The organism is Myxococcus stipitatus DSM 14675 (assembly GCF_000331735.1).
Taxonomy (GTDB): Bacteria; Myxococcota; Myxococcia; order Myxococcales; family Myxococcaceae; genus Myxococcus; species Myxococcus stipitatus.
This window is the reverse complement of sequence record NC_020126.1, coordinates 1,463,067-1,482,848: the sequence shown is the minus strand read 5'-3', so window position 1 is coordinate 1,482,848 and position 19,782 is coordinate 1,463,067. Positions and strand designations below refer to the sequence as shown.

Below are 19,782 nucleotides of genomic sequence, written 5' to 3'. Positions count from 1 at the left end.
AAACCTTTACTTCCGGCCCTTCAATTGCGCTTCCAGTTTGGCGATCTTCGACTTGTAGCCAGCCGCGGCTTCGAGCGCTGTCTCGGCCGCCACCAGCTTCCGCTTCAGGTTGGCCGCGTCCGCCTTGAGTCCGTCGCGCTCGGCTTCCCAGTCGGACGGAGGACCGCCTGCGCCCGTGCTCGCGCTCCGGGCCTCCGTCAGGGCCGCCTCGGCCTGGGCCAGCTTCGCTTCGAGGTCCTGGAGCTTGCTCGCGTCGCTCGAAGAGGGCTTCGACGACTTGCTCGCGGCCTCGGCCTTGGCGAGCTTCGCTTCGAGGTCCTTGAGCTTGCCCGCGTGAGTGGCTTCGGCCTGGGCCAGCTTCGCTTCGAGGTCCTTGAGCTTGCTCGCGCTCGCGGCTTCGGATTGGGCCAGCTTCGAGTCCCCGTCCTTGGCCTTGCTTGCACTCGCGGACTCGGCTTGCGCCAGCTTTGCTTCGGCGTCCTTCAGCTTGTTCGCGCTCGCAGACTCCGACTGCGCAAGCTTCGCTTCGACGTCCTTCAGCTTGTTCGCGCTCGCAGACTCCGACTGCGCAAGCTTCGCTTCGGCGTCCTTCAGCTTGTTCGCGCTCGAGGACTCGGCTTGCGCCAGCTTCGCTTCGACATCCTTCAGCTTGTCCTCGTAGCCGGCCTCGACCTGCGCAAGCTTCGCCTCGACCTCTCGCAACTTGTCGGCGTGCGCGGCCTCGGCGCGGGCCTGCTGCTCCTCCGCGTCCTTCTTCGCGTTTGCCTGCGCCGCCTGCGCGGCCTGCACCGTCCGCGCGGCCTCCGCCTTCGCCGCCTCCAGCGCGCCCTCCAGCATCTTCAACCGCTGCTGGAACCGCTCCGCCTTGTCCGCCTCCGCGCGCGTGGCCTCCAGCTCCTCTCGGAGCTCCGCCATCTCCGCTTCGGTGCCACCCTGCCCCGCCATCAGCGCGTCCGCCCGCGCCTCCAGCTCCGCCACCTGGACCTTCAGGTCCGCGCGCTCCGTCTCCACCGCCTCGCGCCGCACCTGCTCCAGCGCCCCATCCTCCCGCGCCTGCGCCAGCAGCGCCTGCACCCGCGCCAGCTCCACCTCGCGCTGCCCCGACGCGGCCTCCAACATCGACACCCGCGCGGCCAACCCCACGCGCTCGGCGTCCGTCGTCGCCGCCTTCATCTCCGCCGCGGTGACCTGCTTCTTGATGTCCTCCCGCTCGACCTGCGCCGCCTCCAGCGCCGCCGTCACCTCGCCCACCTTCGCCTCGGCCTGCTGCGCCGCCTCGCCCAGCGCCGCCGCGTCCGCCTCCATGCGGTCCCGCAGCGCCACCTGCTCCACCTCCAACGCCTCCAGCGCCTCCTTCAGCGCCGCGGCCTCCCCTTCCGCCACCTGCGCCCGCTCACCCGCCTGCGCCAGCCCCTCCTCCAGCGCCTGCGTCCGCTCCGCCGTCCGAGCCTCGTCCGCCTCCAGCTTCGACGTCAGTCGCGCCAGCTCCGCCGCACGCTCCTCCAGTGCCTGCCGCAACACAGGCACCTCCGCCGCCTCCGTGGTGCGCGCCGACAGCCCCGCGCGCAGCCCCACGATTTCGGCGTCCTTCAGCGCCAGCCCCTTCTCCAGCTCCGCCCCCTGCGCCCGCGCCGCGCGCAGCCCCTCCTCCACCTCCGCGAGCCGCCGCCGCGCCTCGTCGCGCTCCTCCTCCAACGTCCGCGCCCGGCCCTGCGCCTCCTCCAGCGAGCTCTTCGACCAGTCGCTCTCGCTCTCCACCGCGCTCAGCGCCGTCTGCGCCTCCGCGAGCGCCGCCTCGACCTGCTCCGCGCGAAGGCTCTGCGAGTCGCGCTCCGCCGTCATCGCCTCCAGCTCGCCGCCCACCCGCTCCACGTCCGCGACGACCTGCTGGTACTGCTCCTGGACGGCCTCCAGCGCGCCCTGCGACTCCGACTTCTCCGCGGCCAGCTCCGCCACGCGGTCCTGCGCCAGCGACAGCGCCTCCTTGGCGCCCACCAGCTCCTCGGCCACCGCGCCCCGCGACTCGCGCTCCTCCTGGAGCTCCGCCGTCAGCCGGGGAACCTCCGACTCCACCTCCGCGAGCGCCCGCGACAAGTCCTTGCGGTCCGCCTCCACCCCGGCCAGCTCCGCTTCGACCCCGGCCAGCTTCGACTCGGCCTCCGCCGCCCGAGCCTCCGCCGCCGCCAGCGCCTCCGTCGTCTGCGCCAGCCTCGCGGGCGCGTCCTTCACCGCCCCCAGCTGGGCCTTCGACTCCGCGGCCTCCTTGCGCGCCTGGGTCAGCGACTGCTTCAGGCCCGTCACCTCGCCGTCGCGCTCCGCATAGAGCGTGCGCGCCCGCGCGAGCGTCTCCGTCTTCTGGCGAATCACCGTCCGGAAGTACTCGAGCTTCTCCTCCGGCGATGCCCCCATGGGCATGCGGGGCTCGGGGGCTTCGTTGAACGGGTCATTGCCGGGCACCCTCACGCCCCGCGCAGCCGCGGAGGCGAGGGGGACGGGAGCCGGCGTCGTCGCCGGAGCCTTGGGTGTGCCGGTGCCGACCGACGCGGAGACCGGGGATGCGGCCGGACGGCGCGGGGGCAGAGGGGGCGGAGCAGCGAGTGGTGTCGCCGCGGGCGGGGGCTTGGGCTGAGGCCTGGGGAGGGCAGCGGCGGGGGGGGCGGGGGGGGCCGCTTGAACGCCAGTGTCCTCCAGGTCCAGGCTGTCGCGCAGGTCCGCGAGCGGATCCACCTCTTCCGGAGGTGACGGCATGGGCCAGCGCAGGTTACCGCCCGGACGCGCGGCCTGCCAGGGACGCGTTTCGAGAAGCGGCGCTTGACGGCCTCCAGACGCTGGAAGGACCACAGTCCGCTCGACGCCAGGGCCTCGGGACGTTAGCCAGTGAGGGAAACATCACACCTCGCCTTGCCCTCCTGGGAGACGAGTGCCAGCTTGGGACCCTCCTTATGGCCATCCGCTACGCGCTGCCCAACGGGCTCACCGTCGTCTTCGAGGAACAGCACGCCGCCAAGGTCGCGGCCTTCCAGGTCTGGGTCAAGGTCGGCAGCGCCGACGAGCGCCCCGACCAGGCGGGCCTGGCCCACCTCCACGAGCACATGCTCTTCAAGGGCACCGAGCGCCGTGGCCCCGGGGAGATCGCGCGGGACGTGGAGGCCCACGGCGGTGAAATCAACGCCTGGACCTCGTACGACCAGACCGTCTACCACATCGTCATCGCCAGCCAGTTCGCCAAGATGGGCCTGGACATCCTGGGTGATGCCGTCCGCCGCTCCGCGTTCGACGCGGAGGAGCTGGCGCGCGAAATCGAGGTGGTGTGCGAGGAGATCAAACGCAGCCAGGACACCCCCTCGCGGCGCGCCTCCCGGGACTTGTTCTCCACCTCCTACGCGCGCCACCCCTACCGCCTGCCCGTCATCGGCACCGCGGAGAGCGTGCGCAGCTTCACGCGCGAGAAGGTGCTGGAGTTCTACCACCGCTACTACACGCCCAAGAACCTGGTCCTCTCCGTCTCCGGTGACCTGGACGAGCAGGAGCTGCGCGCCTGGGTCGATGAGATCTTCGGCGGGGACTGGGGCCGGCCCTTCGAGGGGATGGCGAAGCGCGTGGACGAGCCCGCCTTCACCGGCCGCCGCATCCTCCTGCGCCCGGACGACGTGAAGGAGGCGTGGCTGCACCTCGCCTTCCCCGTCCCCCAGGTGGGGCACCCGGACGTGCCCGCGCTGGACGTGCTCGCGCTGATGGTGGGCCAGGGCGACGCGTCCCGGCTGGCGCGCGAGGTGAAGCGCCGCCACAACCTGGTCAATGACATCCACGCCTTCGCGTACACGCCGCAGGACCCGGGCCTGTTCTCCGTGGCGATGACGCTCCAGCCCGGCAACTGCGAGCGCGCGCTGGAGGAGACGGCGCGGGGCCTGGCCACGCTGCGCGCGACGGCCGTGACGGCGGATGAGCTGTCCACGGCCAAGGCGCTCCTGGAGTCGGAGGCCGTCTACCAGCGCGAGACGGTGCAGGGCGTCGCGCGGAAGATGGGCTACTACCAGTCCGGCATGGGCAGCCTGGACGAGGAGGCCCGCTACTACGAGGCCATCCGCGCCCTGACGCCCGAGCAGGTGCGCGCGGCGGCCCAGAAGTACTTCCGCCTGGACCACGCCATCGTCACCGCGCTCCTGCCCGAAGGGGCCAGCCTCACGGAGGCGCAGGTCAACGCCGTCCTGGACAAGGTGGAGCGCGAGCCCGCCGCCCCGCCGCCGGAGCGCAAGGCGAGCAAGGTGTCCCAGGGAGAGCCCTCGCTGCGGCTGGGCGCCAAGGGCAAGGGCCCCAGCGACATCGTCACGGAGAAGCTGCCCTCGGGCGCGACGGTGCTGGTGCGCGTGGAGCCCGCCGTGCCGCTGTTCGCGGTGCGCGCCGCCTTCATGGGCGGCCTGCGCTACGAGACGGCCGCGGACAACGGCATCACCACCCTGCTCTCCCGCAGCCTCACGCGAGGCACGCCCACGCGCGACGCCGAGGAGATCTCGCAGCTCGTGGACATCTACGCCGGCAGCATGGGCGGCATGGCCGGGCGCAACTCGATGAACCTGCGCGGCGAGTTCCTCTCGCGGCACTTCGAGTCCGCCTTCCGCCTCTTCGCGGACAGCGTGCTGCACCCGTCCTTCCCGGAGGCGGAGGTGGCCCGCGAGCGCACGCTGATGCTCCAGGACATCCTCACGCGCGAGGACAAGCCCTCCAGCGTGGCGTTCGACCTGTTCAACCGGACGCTGTACCGCACGCACCCGTACCGGATGCCGTCGCTGGGCGAGAAGGAGTCCGTGGAGGCCCTGGGGCCCGAGGCGCTGCGCGCGTACCACGCACGCTACATGGACCCGTCGCAGCTGGTGCTCACCGTCGTGGGCGACGTGAAGGTGGACGAGGTGCTCGCGCTCGCGCGGGAGTACTTCGGCAAGCCGAAGGGCCAGGCCGCGCCCGCGCCGGTCATCGCCACGGAGGCGGGGCTGGAGTCGGCGCGCGTGGAGAAGCGCGTGCTGGCCAAGGCGCAGACCCACCTGGTCATGGGCTTCCGGGGCCTCACCATCAACGACCCGAGGCGCCACGCGCTGGAGGCGCTGACGGGTGTGTTGTCCGGCCAGGGCGGGCGGCTCTTCGTGGAGCTGCGCGACAAGCGCTCCATGGCCTACAGCGTGAGCAGCTTCGCGGTGGAGGGCGTGGAGCCGGGCTACTTCGCCGCGTACATGGGCACCAGCCCCGAGAAGGTGGACGCCGCGCTGGACGGCATCCGCGCGGAGCTGCGGCGCGTGCGCGAGGAGCGCATCCCCGAGGCGGAGCTGGAGCGCTCCAAGCAGAACCTCATCGGGACGCATGAAATCGGGCTCCAGCGCAACGGCGCCCGCGCGGGGATGATGGCCATGGACACCCTCTACGGGCTGAACATGGACAACTTCCTCCACTACGCGGAGCACATCGCCGCGGTGACGCCGGACCAGGTCCTCGAGGTGGCGCGCGAGGTCATCGACTTCGACCGGAGCGCGCTCACCATCGTCGGGCCGTAGCGGCACACCCCTGGAGGTCAGCGCGGCGCTCGTCGCGCTGGCTTCCGCAGCCGGGCGAGCAGCTCCGTGACGACCGGGCGCACGGGCGCGTGGCCTCGCTGCACGGCGTGCACCATGTTCACCAGCGCGGGCTTGCCCCAGCCCACCACGCGCAGGCCGCGCCCCTCGGGGATGCAGAAGTCGGGGACCACGGCGGTGCCTCGGCCTCGCGCCACCCAGTCCAGCACCTCCTCCAGCTCCTCGAAGTGGGCGGTGCTGTACCAGTGCGGATGGCGCCGGCCGAAGTGGTGTCCCAGCCACCGGCCCACCACGTAGTCCCCCTCGTCGTAGGTCACCAGCGGCACGTCGCGGAAGTCCTTCTGGGCTCGCAGGCGCCGGGCCCACGTGGGGCCCGCGACGAGCACCAGCTTCTCCTCGTACACCGGCGTCAGCGTCAGGCGGGGATGCACGGTGCCTCGGAACGAGAAGCCCACGTCGACGCGTCCCTCCAGCACCTGGCGGAAGACCTCGTCCGCGGGCGGGTAGCGCAAGGTCAGCGAGCGGTGCAGCGACTCCATCTCCGAGAGCAGGGGGAAGAGCACGTAGCGGCCGAAGCCGGAGACCGAGGCCACCTCCAGCGGCCGGTCCTCCTCCACGCCCTGCAACACCGCCTGCACGTCCCGGGCGAAGCCCCCGAGGAAGCGGAAGAGCCGGTCCGCCAGCGGCGTGGGGACGAGCCTCGCCGAGCGGCGCTCGAACAGCGGCGCGCCCAGCGTCTCCTCCAGGCGACGGAGCTGGTAGCTCACCGTGGGCTGGGTGCGGTGCAGCCGCGACGCGGCCTCCGTGACGCCTCGGGCTTCGTAGACGGCCACGAAGGTGCGCAGGAAGGGGAGGTCTGGGAAGTCCATCGAAGGTTTCTATGGAAGCACGGTCCTCCTATCAATTGGATATCAGGGGCCCGTCGGCGCACCTTGCCGGCATGCCGAAATCGCTCCCGTGGGTGACGTTCGCGCTGCTCTCGGCGTGTACCCATGCCCTGCCCTCTCCCGAAGCCTCCCCCCACCTCCCCGCGAGCCCCGAGGAGGCCGTCCAGGCCTACTTCCGCGCCTCGGATGAAGGCACCAGCCGGGTCATGCGCTCCGCGTTCCACCCGGACATGCTCATGCACTGGGCGGACGGTGAGGGGACCCTCCGCGCGCTCACCCAGCTGGAGTGGTGGCAGCGACTGGACGCCGTGGAGAAGACGCCGACACAGGCGGGCTCGCGCCGACAGACGACCCTGGACCGCGAGGGCTCCTTCGCGCTGATGGAGGCCGTCTCCCACTGGCCGAGCCACTCCTTCGTGGACCTGCTGCTCGCGGTGGACACGCCGGCGGGATGGCGCATCGTGGGCAAGGTGTTCCATCGGCTGGCGCCGGGCGAGGAGCTGCCTCGGTTCCCCTCCGCGGAGCAGGAGATTCGCGCCGTGCTGGAGGGGAAGATTCGCGCCCACGCCCTCTACAGCCCGACGCTGCTGTTCCAGACGCACACGCCGGACTGTCGCTACTACCGCGCGAACGTGGAGGGCGTGCCCTTCGCCTGGGAGACCCTCTCGATGGCCGCGTCGCGCTACGCGGCACACGAGGACGCGGGCCACCAGGACCCCGACAGCCCCTGGAACATCCTGAAGGTGGAGGTCCGAGGCAGCGTGGCCGCCGCGAAGCTCGACGTCACCGTCCGAGGCGTCCGCTACATCGACCACCTGCTACTGGTGCGCGCCGGAGGGCAGTGGAGGATCTCCGCCGCGTCGTGGGGAGACCCACGCCCGGCGCCCTAGGCTCCTCGGCCCGCGAGGCCCCGCGTCACACACGTCACGGCGGCGGGGGCTCGCCCCGGAAGAACGCCGCGACGTCCGGACAGGCCTCGATGAAGCCGGCCGCGTCCGCGCACGACGGAGGGCGCCCCGTGGAGGTGGTCGCCTGGACGAAGGGGGTGCGGCACTCGAGCATCCGCTCCCGCGTGGGTGTGGAGAAGGCGAAGTCCTCCGCGCCGCAGCCGGTGCGCTCCAGCAGGGAGGCCGCGCAGCCCTCGCCGGGGAGGAGCTTGTCCGCCACCTGCGGACACTCCTCCGACTCACAGTAGCGGGAGACGACGTCCTGGCAGACCGCCGAGTCCGTTGCTCCCGAGCCGGAGCAAGCGGTCAGCCAGGCCAGGGTCCCCATGACGAACACGTATCTTCTCATGGCGCTCCCACGCTACTCACAGCGCGGTAAAAGGGCCCACATGTCACAGACCTATTTGTCACTCACCGTGGAGTTGCCCGAAGAAGCGTCCGAGGCCGTACAGGACCTCCTCCACGAGGCGGGAGCACTCGGGCTCGAGCTGCGCGACCGGGAAACCCCCACCATGCCCGGTGTGCGCCCCCCGAACGCGGGTGAGTCCATTGTCATTGGCTATTTCGAGGACCGCGAGACGGCCGAGGCCGCCCGTGAAGAGGTGGCCGAGACCTTCCCCACCGCCCGGCTGAGCCTGGACGAGCAGCCCCAGCAGGACTGGAGCAATGAGTGGAAGTCGCTCATCAAGTCGGTGCACGTGGGCCGGCTGTGGGTGGGGCCGCCGTGGGATGTGGTCAACGCGCCGGAAGGTGCCGTGCGGCTGGTGATTGAGCCCAAGATGGCCTTCGGCACGGGCGATCATCCGACGACGTCCCTGTGCCTGGCGGCGGTGGACGCGTACATGGTGGACCACCCGGGCGCGAGCGTCCTGGACGTGGGCACCGGCACGGGCGTGTTGGCCATCGCGGCGAAGAAGCTGGGCGCGGGGCGCGTCGTCGCCACGGACAACGACCCGACCTCCGTGGAGCTGGCGCAGGAGAACCTGACGGACAACGGCACCCCGGATATCGACGTGTCCGACAAGGAGCTGACCGCGGTGGAGGGCACCTTCGACCTGGTGCTCGCCAACATCCTGGCCAACACGCTCATCGAGCTCGCGCCGCTCATCGCCCCCAAGGCGAAGGACCGGCTGGTGCTCGCGGGCGTGCTGTCGCACCAGCGCGCGGACGTGGAGGCGGCTTACCGCAACCTCGGCTTCACCGTGCTGGCCGGCGCCACCCAGGGCGAGTGGGTTCGCATCGATTTGAAGCGCTGAGGCGCGGACGCTCGAGGCTCGCGCGCGGTGGCGGCACAGACGCGCGAGCCCGCGGGCCTCAGTGTTCGTGGTCGGAGCCTCGCCTCGGCGGCAGCAGGCGGAGCGACTTGTCCAGCTCCACCACCGCGAAGCCCAGGCCCCCGCTGAGCGAGCGGGAGTAGCGCACGTCGTTGATGGCGACGCGCCACCCGGCTTCCGTCTCCGTCACCTCGTACGTGGGCAGGCGCAGCCAGTGGGCGAGCCCTCGCAGATGCGGGGCCGCGAGCGCCGCCTGGATGACGGGGCCGGGGTTCGGCTCGCGAGGGAGGCTGGGGTCACTCCGCTGGAGATGGGCCTCGCCGCCGCGCAGGAAGTCCGCGCGCACGAAGTGGTAGCGGTCCGGCCCCACGGCGATGAGGTCTCGCACGAAGGGATTCGCGGGCACGGGCCCGGCGATGACCCGCTCCACGGGATACCCCTGGGCCGTCAGCCACGCCTTCGCGCGAGGCGCCGCCACTTGTGAGCCCAGCAGGATGGCCCCCAGATAGAGCACGAGCCCCACGCCACACACGGTCGCCACGCGCTGCGTGGACAACACCCGCGTCCCCTTCCAGCGCAGCCACAGCACGGCCGCCAGGCCCACGCCCCAGAGCACCTTCGCGGGCCAGGGGACAAAGGGAGGAATGGTGACGAGCGCGGTGGTCGCGAGGCCCAACACCCACCAGCCCGCCATCGACTTGCGTGTGCGCGCATCCGCCATCACCACGGCGGCGCCCGCGAGCAGCCACACCCACGGGTCGACGATGAAGAGCGTGTCCCCGTAGAACCACGTCCCGTCGAACGGCATGAGCAGCCGCACGCCATAGGTGTTGAGCCAGTCCAGCGCCGGATGGCTCAGGATCGCGAGCGTGGACAGCCCGAGCAACGGGCCCGCCCGCGCGGGGGCCAGCGTCGGGTCTCGACGTCTTCGCACGTGGCGGTCCCACAGCAGCATCAACCCCGTGAGCACGAAGGGCCACAGGGCCAGCGCGAGCACTCCGTGAGTCCAGCCCCGGCGCCAGTACAGCGAGGCATCCGAGCCCGCGAACGTGACGAGTCCATCCACGTCCGGGAGGTTGGCGCCGATGACGAGCGTCGCGGTGGCCAGCGGCGTGTACCGCTTCAGCCCCGCCTCCGCCATCCAGGCGCCGACGAGCGAGTGGGCGAGATTGTCCATCGTGTCGCCGAGCGTACTTCACCGGGACAGGCGCTCATTGCACCATGCGCGGTTTTCGCGCCTGCGTTAGAGCATCGCGCCTCGAAGTCCCCCGTTCACCAGGAGCCCGCCATGTCGCTGTCCATGTACCAGGCATCCATCCCCGTCTTCATCCGAGCCCTCAACGTGCTCACCACCCTGCTCCAGAAGGGTGCCCAGCACGCGAAGGAGCAGGGTCTCCCTCCGGAGTCGCTGCTCGAGGCCCGGCTGGCCCCGGACATGTTCAACCTGGTGGAGCAGGTGCAGCGCGCCAGCGATACCTCCAAGGGCTCCGCGGAGCGGCTCAGCGGCGTGCCCGCCCCGCGCATGCCCGATACCGAGAAGACCTTCGAGGAGCTCTCCCAGCGCGTCGCGAAGACGGTCGACTATCTCGAGAGCCTCGACCCCGCCCGCTTCGAAGGCAGCGAGACGCGCACCGTGCTGCTGCCGGTCGGCGGCGACACCAGGCTGGAGTTCCAGGGCGATGACTACCTGCTCAGCTTCGGCCTGCCGAACTTCTATTTCCACGTCACCACGGCGTACGACATCCTTCGCCACCGAGGCGTCCAGGTGGGCAAGAGGGACTTCCTCGGCGTCATCGGGAAGCGCCTGGCGGTCGGGGCCTGAACGTCCCTTGGGTGCCACGTGCCGAACGCGCTAGCGTCGCCCGCGCGTGGCGCCCCCGCCCTCTCAACCCCCGCTCAAGCCCCCGGACGAGGTCCGCTCCCAGCTCGTGGGTCCGCTCCTCGCGTACCTGCGCGCGACGGGCCGGGAGCCGGCGTCCCTGGTGGAGCGCTTCGGCCTGCCGAGCGACGCGGGCTCGCTCCCGGAAGTGAGCCTCCCGCTCTCCACGCTGCATGCCTTCCTGGACGCGGCGGAAGCCCTCTCGGGGGATGCCTTCCTGGGCCTGCACGTGGCCCAGCGCGTGCCTCGCGGCAACTACGGGCTCGTCGAGTACATCGCCCGCGCGTCGCCCACGGTGCGCGATACCTTCCGAGCCCTCGCGCGGTACATGGCCCTGCTCGAGCCCGCGTGGCGCGCGTCCTTCACCGACGACGCGGAGGGCGGCGGGACGTTCGCCTACGGCATCCCCGGCGAGCCTCTCGCGTACGGCCGCCACGCGAGTGAGTACGGGCTGGCCCTCTTCACCCACGTGGGCCGGCAGCTCACCGAGCGCGCCTGGAATCCGCGCGCCGTGGCCTTCGCCCACCCCGCGCCTCCGGACATCACCCCGCTGGTGGAGCACTTCGGAGTCACACCGACCTTCGGCGGCGGACGCAACGCGCTCACGCTGGAGGCGACCACGTTGGACTTGCGCGTGGTGGGCGCGGACCCCGCGCTCCTCTCCGTGCTGGAGCATGCGGCGCGCGGCGGTGTCTCCTCGCCTCAGACTCCGCCCGACGACGCGCCGGAGTTCGTGCGGGCCGTGAGGACGGGCATCCGCGCGTCGCTCCAGGAAGGTCCGCCCCCCGTGGGCACGGTGGCCAAGGGACTCCACGTCAGCCCGCGCACCCTCCAGCGCCGGCTCACCGAGCTGGGCACGTCCTTCCAGGACGAGGTCGACGCGGTGCGGCGGGAGCTCGCCTTCCAGTACCTGCGCGACGCCAGCCTGGGCGTCAGCCAGGTGGCCTTCCTCCTGGGCTACTCGGAGCTGAGCACGTTCGACCGGGCCTTCAAGCGCTGGACGGGGATGACGCCGCGCGTCTGGCGGGAGAGCGCCGAGCGGCCCTGAGCCTCGACGTGCGGGGGCAAGGTGGCGTCCCAGGTCAGGAGATTGGCGCGTGCCGCCAGGACACCTGGCGCGACATCACCTAACTTCCCCATGCCCCGCTGTCCGTTCGGAGGACGCCATGCTCAAGGCTCCCATCACCGCCCTCTTCGATGAGTACTACTCGTCGCACCAGCACCCCATCAACCGGCTGACGCACAAGGTGGCGATTCCGGTCATCGTCCTGCACATCGTCACGATGCTCGACTGGGTGAAGCTGGTGGCCCTCCCCGTGCTGCCCGGGGGCGTGCTGACGCTGGGCATGGTGGTGTGGGCCCTGGCAGCCATCTGGTACCTGCGCGCGGACGTCAAGCTGGGCCTCGTCGTCGTCGCCTTCATGGCGGCGTGCTTCCCCCTGGGCCGGATGATGCCCGTCTGGAGCGTGGTGGCCATCGCCGCGTTCGGCTGGCTCATCCAGCTGGCGGGGCACTCCGTCTGGGAGAAGAAGTCGCCGTCCTTCCTCACCAACCTGGTGCACGCGCTGGTGGGCCCGCTGTTCTTCGTCGCGGTCCTCTTCGGCGACTACGTCCTCAAGCCGCAGCCCCAGAACGCGACGCCGGCCCGCGCCTGAACCCATGAGCTTCGCTGACAAGCTGCGCGCCTGGATGCCCCTGCACGAGAACCGCGCGAGCCGCGCCGTGCACTTCGTGGGCGCCTACATGTTCATCTTCGCCCTGCTCGTACCGCTCGGCTTGCTGCGCGTCCCGATGGGGGACCTGACGCTCTCCGCGGCGCATGTCCTGGTCCTGGCGGTGGCGCTCTACGCGTTCTCCTTGGAATGGACGGCGGGGCTCTTGATGAGCCTTCCGCTCATCCCCACGCTGAACGCGGCCCTGTCCCTGGGACACCTGCCGGGCCCCACCATCGCCTTCATCGCCGTGGGGGTCATGGTGGCGCGCTTCGCGCTCGTTGTCGGCGCGCACGTCGTCCTCGAGAAGAAGACGCATGGCCTGTCGCTCGGCGGGCCGCTGCTCTTCTTCATCGAGCCCGTCTACCTGCTCACCGTCCTCCTCTTCGGGATGGGGCTCAAGCGCGAGCTGCACGCGCGAGTCATGGCCGGGGGTCCTCCGGCGGCGCCCCTGGCGACCTGAGCGGCACCGGGCTCCAGCGAACCCTGGCGTCGGACGGCGGCTTGCTGTTGAAGTCGCCGCCCCGACGCGGGTCCTGGTCCTTCCAGCCCGCCCTGCTGGAGAACGCCTCGTGGTTCGCCTCTTCGTCCCCATTCCGGACCCCGCTCCCGCCGAGGTGGCGCTGACGGGCGACCGTCGCCACTACGTCATCCACGTCCTGCGCCTGGGCGAAGGCGACGCGCTGGAGGTCTTCGATGGCCAGGGCCGCTCCTTCGTCAGCCGGGTGGTGGGCGTGGACCCGCAGACGGTGCGTGTGGAGCTGGGCCCCGTGCGACAGGCCCCCGCGCGCCGCGCCGTGAGCGTGCTCCAGGGGCTGCCCAAGGGCGACAAGCTGGAGTGGGTGCTGCAGAAGGGCACCGAACTGGGCGCCGCCGCCTTCCTCCCCGTGGACACGGTGCGCAGCGTGGTGAAGCTGGAGCCCCGCCGCGCCCAGGAGCGCACCGCGCGGTGGACGAAAATCGTGGAGGAGGCGGCGCGGCAGTGCCGCCGAGACGACGTGCCCCGCGTGGAGAGCCCGCTGCCGCTGACCGCGGCCGCGCGCGGACTGGCCCCTGGCACGGTGGTGCTGGTGCTGGACGAGGAGGAGTCCGCGGTGCCGCTGGGGGAGGCCTTCCGCGCGGCGGGCGCGGGCACGCCCGTGGCGCTGGTGGTGGGCCCCGAGGGAGGACTGGCGCGAGAGGAGGTGGAGGCGCTCAAGGCGCTGGGGGCTCGCGCCGTGACGCTGGGGGCTCGCATCCTGCGCACCGAGACGGCGGCGCTGGCGGCCCTCGCGGTGATGATGCATCTCGATGGGGACCTCGGTTAGCAGGAGGGGAGCCGAGCGCTCGTTCCCCCCGGGTTCCCACGTTCCCAGGGCGATTCCTACGTTTGTGCCGTCAGGGACCTCTGGGGTCCCCACAAACAGGAGAAAGGTTCATGGGGATCATCGCGTTCATCATCGTTGGCTTCATCGCGGGGCTCATCGCGCGTGCCATTCTCCCGGGCAAGCAGAGCATGGGACTGATGGCGACGACGCTTCTGGGCATGGTCGGCTCGCTGCTCGGTGGCTTGGTGGGGTCCCTGTTCTCGCGCGACGGGCGCCTCTTCGAGTTGCGGCCAGCGGGACTCATCATGTCCGTCGTGGGCGCCATCGTCGTGCTGCTCATCGTGGGCGCGGTGGGACGGCGCCGGGTCCACGCCTAGCGTGAGGCGTCCCACGCGGGTTGTCCCCCAGGGGACACGGGGACGCCTTTCGGTGACGAGCCCCTGACGGTTCCTCGACCGAGGGACCATGGGGGGACGCCACTTTTCTTGCTCCTTCGGTGCGGACGTTTTTTCATGGCGCAAGCCGTCGTCAGCCCGGAGGAGCCCGTTGTCCAAGTGCATGAAGTGCGGAGCGCTGTTGCCGCCCGTCGGAGACTGCCCCGCCTGCGCCAAGGCCGCCGCCCAGACCACTCTGCCGGGCGTGCCGAGCTTCCTCGACCGGGACCTCATGATCGACCGCCGGGCCCCCGGCCGCGCCGAGGGCCCCGCCTTCGCTGAGCGCAGCCCCGCGCCGCCGCCCGCCGTGGCCCCGCTCGCCGGTCCCCTTCCGCCGCCCGCCGAGCCGCGAGTGGCCACGCCGCGAAACGCGCCCGGAATCGCGAGGCCCACGCCCCCGGGCATGACGCCCGCGGCCCGGCCCGCCTCCGGTCAGCCCGCCTGGGCCCAGGCACAGCCCCAGGCGCCGGGGGGGAGTGGGTTCCCCCTGAATGTTCCGCCCCCGCCGGCCTCGGTGCAGCCGTCCCTGTCGCCGATGACGCCCGCCTACGGGACGCCGAGTGCCGCGCGTGCTCGGGCAGCGGCGGGTCCGGCGCTTCCCGTCGTGGGGCCGGAGTCGGTGAGCCCCGTCGCGGACACCCTCCCGGGCACACCCTTCACCGAGCCCAAGGCTCCGGCGCCGTCGGGCCTGCCCCGGATGGGGCCCGCGGGGCACCTCCAGGCGGCGGCTTCGGGTCTGCCGCACGCGGCGGGTTCGGCGCAGCAGCACGCCGCTTCGGGTCTGCCGCACGCGGCGGGTTCGGCGCCGTCTCACGCAGCGGCAGGGCTGCCGCACGCGGCGGGTTCTCAGCCTCACGCGGCTTCGGGTCTGCCGCAGGCCGTGGGTTCTCAGCCTCGCGCGACTTCGGGTCTGCCGCAGGCCGTGGGTTCTCAGCCTCACGCGGCTTCGGGTCTGCCGCAGGCCGCGGGTTCGGCGCAGCAGCACGCGGCGGCCTCGGGTCAGCAGCGCATGGCGGCCTCGGGTCAGCAGCATGTGGGGGGCTCGGGCCTGCCGCACGCGGCGGCCTCGGGTCAGCAGCGCATGGGGACTCCGGCGCAGCCTCAGATGCCGACCTCGGCACAGCCTCACGCGGCGACTTCGGGCCTGCCGCACATGCCCTCCTCCGGACCGTCGCACCTGGCGGCCTCCGAGGGGCAGCACCCCGCGGCGTCCTCGACGGGCCTGCCTCGCATGGCCCCCGCGTCGGGCCAGCCCCCCATGGCGGCGGCTCCGGGCCAGGCGCCGCTGTCGGCCGCCTTGCCAGGGGTGGCTCGCACGGAGTCGGCCGCGTCGGGTCTGCCCCAGATGGCGCAGGCCCCCTCGAGTCACCTCCACCTGGAGGCGGATTCTTCGGGTCTGCCCCCGATGGAGCCCTTGGACCCGGCCTCCTTCAGCCTCCCCCCGCTCCAGTCCGTGGCTCCCGCCCCGGGGCTGCCGGTGATGGAGCAGGCCACGCCCCGCGCCGAGAAGCCTCGCCCGCAGGCGGCGCCGTCCCGCTCCCAGCCCGGTGTCGCGGAGGTCCACGCGCGCCCGGCCTCCCTGTGGCGGCGGCTGCTCTCCTTCTCCATCGACACGGCGGCCATCGGCGGCGTCGCGGCGCTGTACATCACCCTCGCGTCCTCCGTGACGGGCGTGAAGTCCCCGGAAGCCGGCCTGTCCGGTCTGGACGGCTTCGTCGCCTGGCTGCGGGCTCTGCACACAGTGCTGCTGCCGGGCTTCTTCCTCGTGCTGCTCCTGGCGCTCGTGTACTGCGCGGTGGCGGCCTTCCTCTGGAACGGACGCACACTCGGACGGCTCCTGTTGGGCCTGCGCCTGGTGGACACACACGGGCTGGCCCCCGCCCCGGGGCGCGCCATCGTCCGGGCGATGCTCTCGAGTGTCTCCTTCGTCCTCTTCCTGGGCGGATTCTGGATGGCGCTCTTTGATCGCCGTGGACAGACGCTCCATGACAAGCTGACGTCCACTTTCGTCGTTCAACCGAGCTGACCCACCGCTTCATTGTGCCTTGCGGCCGCGGCCGTAAGATGCCGCGTCTCCATGCCCGCCCGCCTTGCTCAGCTTCTCGTCTCCCGCACACTCCTTTCCCAGGAGAAGGCGGGAGAGTTGTTGCGTCACCAGCAGGCCCAGGGCGGGCACCTGGACACGGTCCTCTTGGAACAGGGGCTCTCGAGCGAGGCGGATGTGCTCTCGCTGCTCGGAGACGTGTCGGGTTTCCGTCCGGTGAACCTGGTCGACTTCGAGCCCAACGCGGAGGTCGCCTCCTTCATCCCGCCCAAGATCGCCGAGCGGCTCTGCGTGGTGCCGCTCTCCTTGGACGGCCAGACGCTGCACGTCGCCTGCGCGTATCCGGTGCCCAAGAAGGAGCTCGACGAGGTCGGGTTCCTGCTCGGCAAGCCGCTGGAGCTGTGGGTGGCCACGGAGATCCGCATCCGCGAGTGGATCTCCACCATCTACCGCCAGCCCCTGGCTCCGCGCTTCATTCAGCTGGTCGCGGCGCTGGACCCGGAGCAGCAGCTCCCCGTCACGCCTCCGCCCCCGCCTCCCCCCGAGGAGTCCCTCACGGTGGAGATGGTGGAGCGGCTGGCCCAGTCGGTGGCCAAGGAGCCGGTGGCCTCGGAGGTCCGTTCCGCCGCTCGGCCCGAGCAGCGAGACCCTCAGCGCCCGCCGCCGCCTCCGCCCCCTGATACGGCGGCCGCGCCGCCTCCCGCCTTCGTCCGAGCGCCGCTGCGCCTGAACATGCCGGGGGGCTCACAGCCGTCCCGGCCCGACACGTCCCGCCCGGCGCAGCCGCCCGTGCTCACCGCCACGCCCGCGCACGCGTCGATGCCGGGAGCTTCGGCGGAGACCGCGCAGTCAGCGTCCCGCGCGGTCGGCACGGGTTCCGCGCAGGGAGCTGCGTCGACCACCCAAGCGCCTCCGTCCGGAGCCGCGCGTGTGGCAGCCACGGGTGCCGCTCAGCCTCCGGCCCATTCCGCGGCCACGAGTGCCACGCAGCCCGGTGCGACGAGCTCCACGCAGCAAAGGACCCCGGGGGCGACGGGCGGTGCACAGCCGTCCGGTCACGGGGCCACGGGCACTGGACAGCAGCCCCTTCACGGAGCAACCGGCTCCGCGCAGCACTCCCCCTACGGAGCCACGGGTTCCGCGCAGCCGGGCTCTCACGGGGCCACGGGTTCCGCGCAGCCGTCCTCCCATGGGGCCACCGGTTCCGCACAGTCCGCGCCCTACGGCACAACGGGCTCTGCACAGCCGTCGTCCCACGGGGCCACAGGCTCCACGCAGTCCGCGCCCTACGGGGCCACGGGTTCCGCGCAGCCAGCCTCTCACGGGGCCACAGGTTCCGCGCAGTCCGCGCCCTACGGAGCCACGGGTTCCGCACAACCGGGCTCTCACGGAGCCACGGGTTCCGCGCAGCACGCCCCTCGCGGGACCACAGGTTCCTCGCAGCCGCCCTCCCACGCGGCCACGGGTTCCGCACCGCAGCCCCCTCACGGGACAGCCGGTGCAGCACCGCAAGCGCAGCACACCGGTGCCACAGGAGCAGCTCAGCACGGGGCCGCAGGCACGACACAGCAGCCCGGGATGACGGGCGCCGCACAGCACGGAGCCATGGGCTCCGCGAGCGCATCCGCATCTCGCACCGTGGCGGCCAACACCGCCCACGGTACGCAGCCAGCAACGAGCCCCGCACAGCGCACGAGCCCTCAGCCCTCCGCATCGGCTCCTCGCCCAGGCGCACAGGACACCAGTCCCGCGCCGTCCGTGTGGCCGCCGGCGTCGCCCGCGCAGCCGGGGCTCCCTCCGCAAATCTGGCCTCCGGGTCCTCCGTCCGCGTCGGCCACCCACGAAGCACCGACGCCCTCCACGCTCCGCTTCGGAACCTCGGGCACCACGAACGCTCCGCAGCGCTCGAACGAGCCCGCCTTCATCGTCTTCCCCAACCCCGGCAAGGCGAACACGCCAGCGCCGGGGCGAGCGCGCTCCACCGAGCCGGAAGCCCGCCCTCCTCCGTCGTCCACGAACCAGGACGTGCCGGACTGGACGCTGGCGCAGGCGCGCGCGGCCCTCAAGGAGTCCACCAAGGACCGCGACAAGCTGATGGACGTGGCGCTGCGCTTCGGCCGCCGCACGTTCGACTACGTCGCGGCCTTCGCGGTCCTGCGAGGCGCGGCAGTGGGCTGGGAAGCCCGTGGCGACGGCATGTCGGGTGAGCAGCTCGCCCAGGTGTCCGTGCCGCTCGACGCGAGCAGCGTCTTCCGCACGGTGGCCGTGACGCGAGGAAGCTATGCGGGACCGCTGTCCCCGGATGCCCTCACGCGGCACTACCTGGAACTGTTCGGCCGTCAGACGCCGCGCACCGTCTTCCTGTACCCGGTGGAGGTGAAGGGCCGGCTGGTGGCCATCCTCTACGGCGACTGTGGGCAGAAGCCCATGAGCCAGCGCCGACTGTCGGACTACATCCTGTTCTGCCAGGACCTGGCCTCCGCCTTCCAGGAGCTCATCCTCTTCCGCAAGCAGCGCCTCTCCGCGCCGCGCAGTCCCGAGGAGGACATCTCCATCGACGTGGACGTGCCGGTCGCCACCGCGCCCGCGCCTGCACCCGCGGTGGTGGCGGGCCTGGGCTGGAGTCCCTTCTTCGGCCGAGGCGGCTCAGGCACCGTGGGCCGAGCCGCCGCGCTGCCTCCTCGTGCGCAGTCGCAGGAAGAGCGCCCGCCGCCGGACTTCGCCCCGCTCCTGCGTCGGCTCACGGGCCCGGATGCGGCGCAGCGCTCCAGCGCCATGGTGGAGCTGGCCCGTTCACCCGAGGCCAGCGCCCGGGTCCTCGCGCAACACTTCCCAGGCCCCACCGCGTGGAGCCGCCTGCCCGTCGTCGAGCTGCCGGAGGCGGACGAGCTCGGCCCGATTCCCGCCGCGATGTCGCGGCTGGGCCGGCCCGCGGCGCAAGCCCTGTCGCCGCTGCTGGACTCGCACGACGCGGACACGCGCTACTTCGCGCTGCTCACCGCGGGCAACCTGCCCTACGTGGAGCTGGTGGACGGCGTGCTGCGCGGCCTGTTCGACCTGGAACCGGACATCTCCAGCGCCGCGCGAGTGGCCTCCGCCGCGCTCAAGCAGTTGCCGCGTCTGGACTCCGCGATGAGGGAGCTGCGGCAGGAGCTCAACAGCAGGGACATGATGCGCCGAGCGCTCGCCGCGCGAGCCCTGGGCACCCTGCACGACCGCGACGCCGTCGAGGGCCTCATCCAGCTCACGCGCAGCGAGGACGAGATGTGCGCCCAGGCCGCGGCGGAGGCGCTGCGTGAGGTGACGCGCATGCCGCTGGGCCTCAGTCCCAAGCAGTGGGCGGCCTGGTGGGCGGAGAACCGCAGCCGCCGTCGCGCGGACTGGCTCATCACGGCGCTGCGCCATCGCGAGCTCGACGTGCGGCTCGCCGCCATCGAGGAGCTGAGCCGCGCGCTCAACGACACCCTCGGCTACTACGCGGACGCGCCGGAGTCCGAGCGCGAAGGCGCGGTGCGCCGCTGGGAGGCCGCCGCGGTGGCTCCGGCCAACGCGCGTCGCCTGGGCCTGCTCTAGCCACGAGCATCCAACCGGCACTCTCGGGCGCGTCGACAACAAGGACACGCCCGAGACAGCGCACGAAGTCACGGCGCGACGCGGTCAGGACCCGGCCCGACGCTCGCCGCCTGAGCCTGCCCACTGTCTCAGCACACGGAGGGACTTCGACCGCCCGCGGTTCT

The 19,782-nt window shown here is 72.0% G+C and carries 15 protein-coding genes; 11 read left to right on the top strand and 4 right to left on the bottom strand.

Annotated features, from left to right (window positions below):
- Window positions 1-6 precede the first annotated feature (6 nt).
- The gene (locus tag MYSTI_RS05900; protein WP_015346797.1) at window positions 7-2,748 is read right to left on the bottom strand and encodes a coiled-coil domain-containing protein; all 2,742 of its coding nucleotides are present in this window, start codon (window positions 2,746-2,748) and stop codon (window positions 7-9) included.
- A gap of 194 nt (window positions 2,749-2,942) precedes the next feature.
- Here MYSTI_RS05900 and MYSTI_RS05895 point away from each other — a divergent pair, with 194 nt between their 5' ends.
- Entirely contained in the window at window positions 2,943-5,543 is a 2,601-nt protein-coding gene (locus MYSTI_RS05895; RefSeq protein WP_015346796.1) for a M16 family metallopeptidase, read from the top strand.
- A 17-nt stretch (window positions 5,544-5,560) separates the two neighbouring features.
- Here the strand turns inward: MYSTI_RS05895 and MYSTI_RS05890 are convergent, their stop codons facing one another.
- A complete protein-coding gene (locus MYSTI_RS05890) occupies window positions 5,561-6,430 on the bottom strand; it encodes a LysR family transcriptional regulator (RefSeq protein WP_015346795.1) in 870 nt (289 codons plus the stop codon).
- A gap of 71 nt (window positions 6,431-6,501) precedes the next feature.
- Between MYSTI_RS05890 and MYSTI_RS05885 the strand changes: the two genes are divergently transcribed.
- Complete coding sequence (locus MYSTI_RS05885) at window positions 6,502-7,338, top strand: nuclear transport factor 2 family protein (RefSeq protein WP_144369999.1); 837 nt, start codon at window positions 6,502-6,504, stop codon at window positions 7,336-7,338.
- A 34-nt stretch (window positions 7,339-7,372) separates the two neighbouring features.
- On the opposite strand, the gene MYSTI_RS05880 is transcribed toward MYSTI_RS05885, so the two are convergent.
- The gene (locus MYSTI_RS05880) at window positions 7,373-7,744 is read right to left on the bottom strand and encodes a hypothetical protein (protein ID WP_015346793.1); all 372 of its coding nucleotides are present in this window, start codon (window positions 7,742-7,744) and stop codon (window positions 7,373-7,375) included.
- A gap of 40 nt (window positions 7,745-7,784) precedes the next feature.
- Between MYSTI_RS05880 and MYSTI_RS05875 the strand changes: the two genes are divergently transcribed.
- Entirely contained in the window at window positions 7,785-8,651 is an 867-nt protein-coding gene (locus MYSTI_RS05875) for a 50S ribosomal protein L11 methyltransferase (RefSeq protein ID WP_015346792.1), read from the top strand.
- Between the two features lie 58 nt (window positions 8,652-8,709).
- Here MYSTI_RS05875 and MYSTI_RS05870 read toward each other — a convergent pair whose 3' ends face one another.
- Window positions 8,710-9,846: a metal-dependent hydrolase gene (locus MYSTI_RS05870; RefSeq protein WP_015346791.1), complete on the bottom strand. Its 1,137-nt coding sequence runs from the start codon at window positions 9,844-9,846 to the stop codon at window positions 8,710-8,712.
- A 111-nt stretch (window positions 9,847-9,957) separates the two neighbouring features.
- On the opposite strand from MYSTI_RS05870, the gene MYSTI_RS05865 reads away from it, so the two are divergent.
- The 8 genes from MYSTI_RS05865 (at window position 9,958) to MYSTI_RS44435 (ending at window position 19,618) form a co-directional block, all read left to right on the top strand.
- A complete protein-coding gene (locus MYSTI_RS05865) occupies window positions 9,958-10,491 on the top strand; it encodes a DUF1993 domain-containing protein (protein ID WP_015346790.1) in 534 nt (177 codons plus the stop codon).
- A gap of 106 nt (window positions 10,492-10,597) precedes the next feature.
- Window positions 10,598-11,596, top strand: coding sequence for an AraC family transcriptional regulator (locus MYSTI_RS05860; RefSeq protein ID WP_201768952.1), 999 nt, complete (start codon window positions 10,598-10,600; stop codon window positions 11,594-11,596).
- Between the two features lie 118 nt (window positions 11,597-11,714).
- Entirely contained in the window at window positions 11,715-12,203 is a 489-nt protein-coding gene (locus MYSTI_RS05855) for an Mpo1 family 2-hydroxy fatty acid dioxygenase (RefSeq protein WP_015346788.1), read from the top strand.
- 4 nt (window positions 12,204-12,207) lie between these two features.
- A complete protein-coding gene (locus MYSTI_RS05850; RefSeq protein WP_015346787.1) occupies window positions 12,208-12,723 on the top strand; it encodes an Mpo1-like protein in 516 nt (171 codons plus the stop codon).
- Window positions 12,724-12,832: 109 nt separating this feature from the next.
- The gene (locus MYSTI_RS05845; protein WP_015346786.1) at window positions 12,833-13,567 is read left to right on the top strand and encodes a 16S rRNA (uracil(1498)-N(3))-methyltransferase; all 735 of its coding nucleotides are present in this window, start codon (window positions 12,833-12,835) and stop codon (window positions 13,565-13,567) included.
- A 110-nt stretch (window positions 13,568-13,677) separates the two neighbouring features.
- The gene (locus MYSTI_RS05840; RefSeq protein ID WP_015346785.1) at window positions 13,678-13,944 is read left to right on the top strand and encodes a GlsB/YeaQ/YmgE family stress response membrane protein; all 267 of its coding nucleotides are present in this window, start codon (window positions 13,678-13,680) and stop codon (window positions 13,942-13,944) included.
- A 169-nt stretch (window positions 13,945-14,113) separates the two neighbouring features.
- Window positions 14,114-16,027, top strand: coding sequence for an RDD family protein (locus MYSTI_RS44440; protein WP_233278180.1), 1,914 nt, complete (start codon window positions 14,114-14,116; stop codon window positions 16,025-16,027).
- Window positions 16,028-16,078: 51 nt separating this feature from the next.
- Window positions 16,079-19,618 carry a GspE/PulE/PilB domain-containing protein gene (locus MYSTI_RS44435; RefSeq protein ID WP_015346783.1) on the top strand — a complete coding sequence of 1,180 codons (3,540 nt, stop codon included), beginning with the start codon at window positions 16,079-16,081 and terminating at the stop codon, window positions 19,616-19,618.
- The last annotated feature ends 164 nt before the right edge of the window (window positions 19,619-19,782 follow it).

Excerpts from the sequence above, each read along its gene's own strand:
- MYSTI_RS05880 (WP_015346793.1), bottom strand. The coding sequence starts at position 7,744 with ATGAGAAGATACGTGTTCGTCATGGGGACCCTGGCCTGGCTGACCGCT.
- MYSTI_RS05900 (WP_015346797.1), bottom strand. The coding sequence starts at position 2,748 with ATGCCGTCACCTCCGGAAGAGGTGGATCCGCTCGCGGACCTGCGCGAC.
- MYSTI_RS05875 (WP_015346792.1), top strand. The coding sequence starts at position 7,785 with ATGTCACAGACCTATTTGTCACTCACCGTGGAGTTGCCCGAAGAAGCG.
- MYSTI_RS05885 (WP_144369999.1), top strand. The coding sequence starts at position 6,502 with ATGCCGAAATCGCTCCCGTGGGTGACGTTCGCGCTGCTCTCGGCGTGT.
- MYSTI_RS05890 (WP_015346795.1), bottom strand. The coding sequence starts at position 6,430 with ATGGACTTCCCAGACCTCCCCTTCCTGCGCACCTTCGTGGCCGTCTAC.
- MYSTI_RS05855 (WP_015346788.1), top strand. The coding sequence starts at position 11,715 with ATGCTCAAGGCTCCCATCACCGCCCTCTTCGATGAGTACTACTCGTCG.
- MYSTI_RS05865 (WP_015346790.1), top strand. The coding sequence starts at position 9,958 with ATGTCGCTGTCCATGTACCAGGCATCCATCCCCGTCTTCATCCGAGCC.
- MYSTI_RS05850 (WP_015346787.1), top strand. The coding sequence starts at position 12,208 with ATGAGCTTCGCTGACAAGCTGCGCGCCTGGATGCCCCTGCACGAGAAC.
- MYSTI_RS44435 (WP_015346783.1), top strand. The coding sequence starts at position 16,079 with ATGCCCGCCCGCCTTGCTCAGCTTCTCGTCTCCCGCACACTCCTTTCC.
- MYSTI_RS05895 (WP_015346796.1), top strand. The coding sequence starts at position 2,943 with ATGGCCATCCGCTACGCGCTGCCCAACGGGCTCACCGTCGTCTTCGAG.
- MYSTI_RS05870 (WP_015346791.1), bottom strand. The coding sequence starts at position 9,846 with ATGGACAATCTCGCCCACTCGCTCGTCGGCGCCTGGATGGCGGAGGCG.
- MYSTI_RS05840 (WP_015346785.1), top strand. The coding sequence starts at position 13,678 with ATGGGGATCATCGCGTTCATCATCGTTGGCTTCATCGCGGGGCTCATC.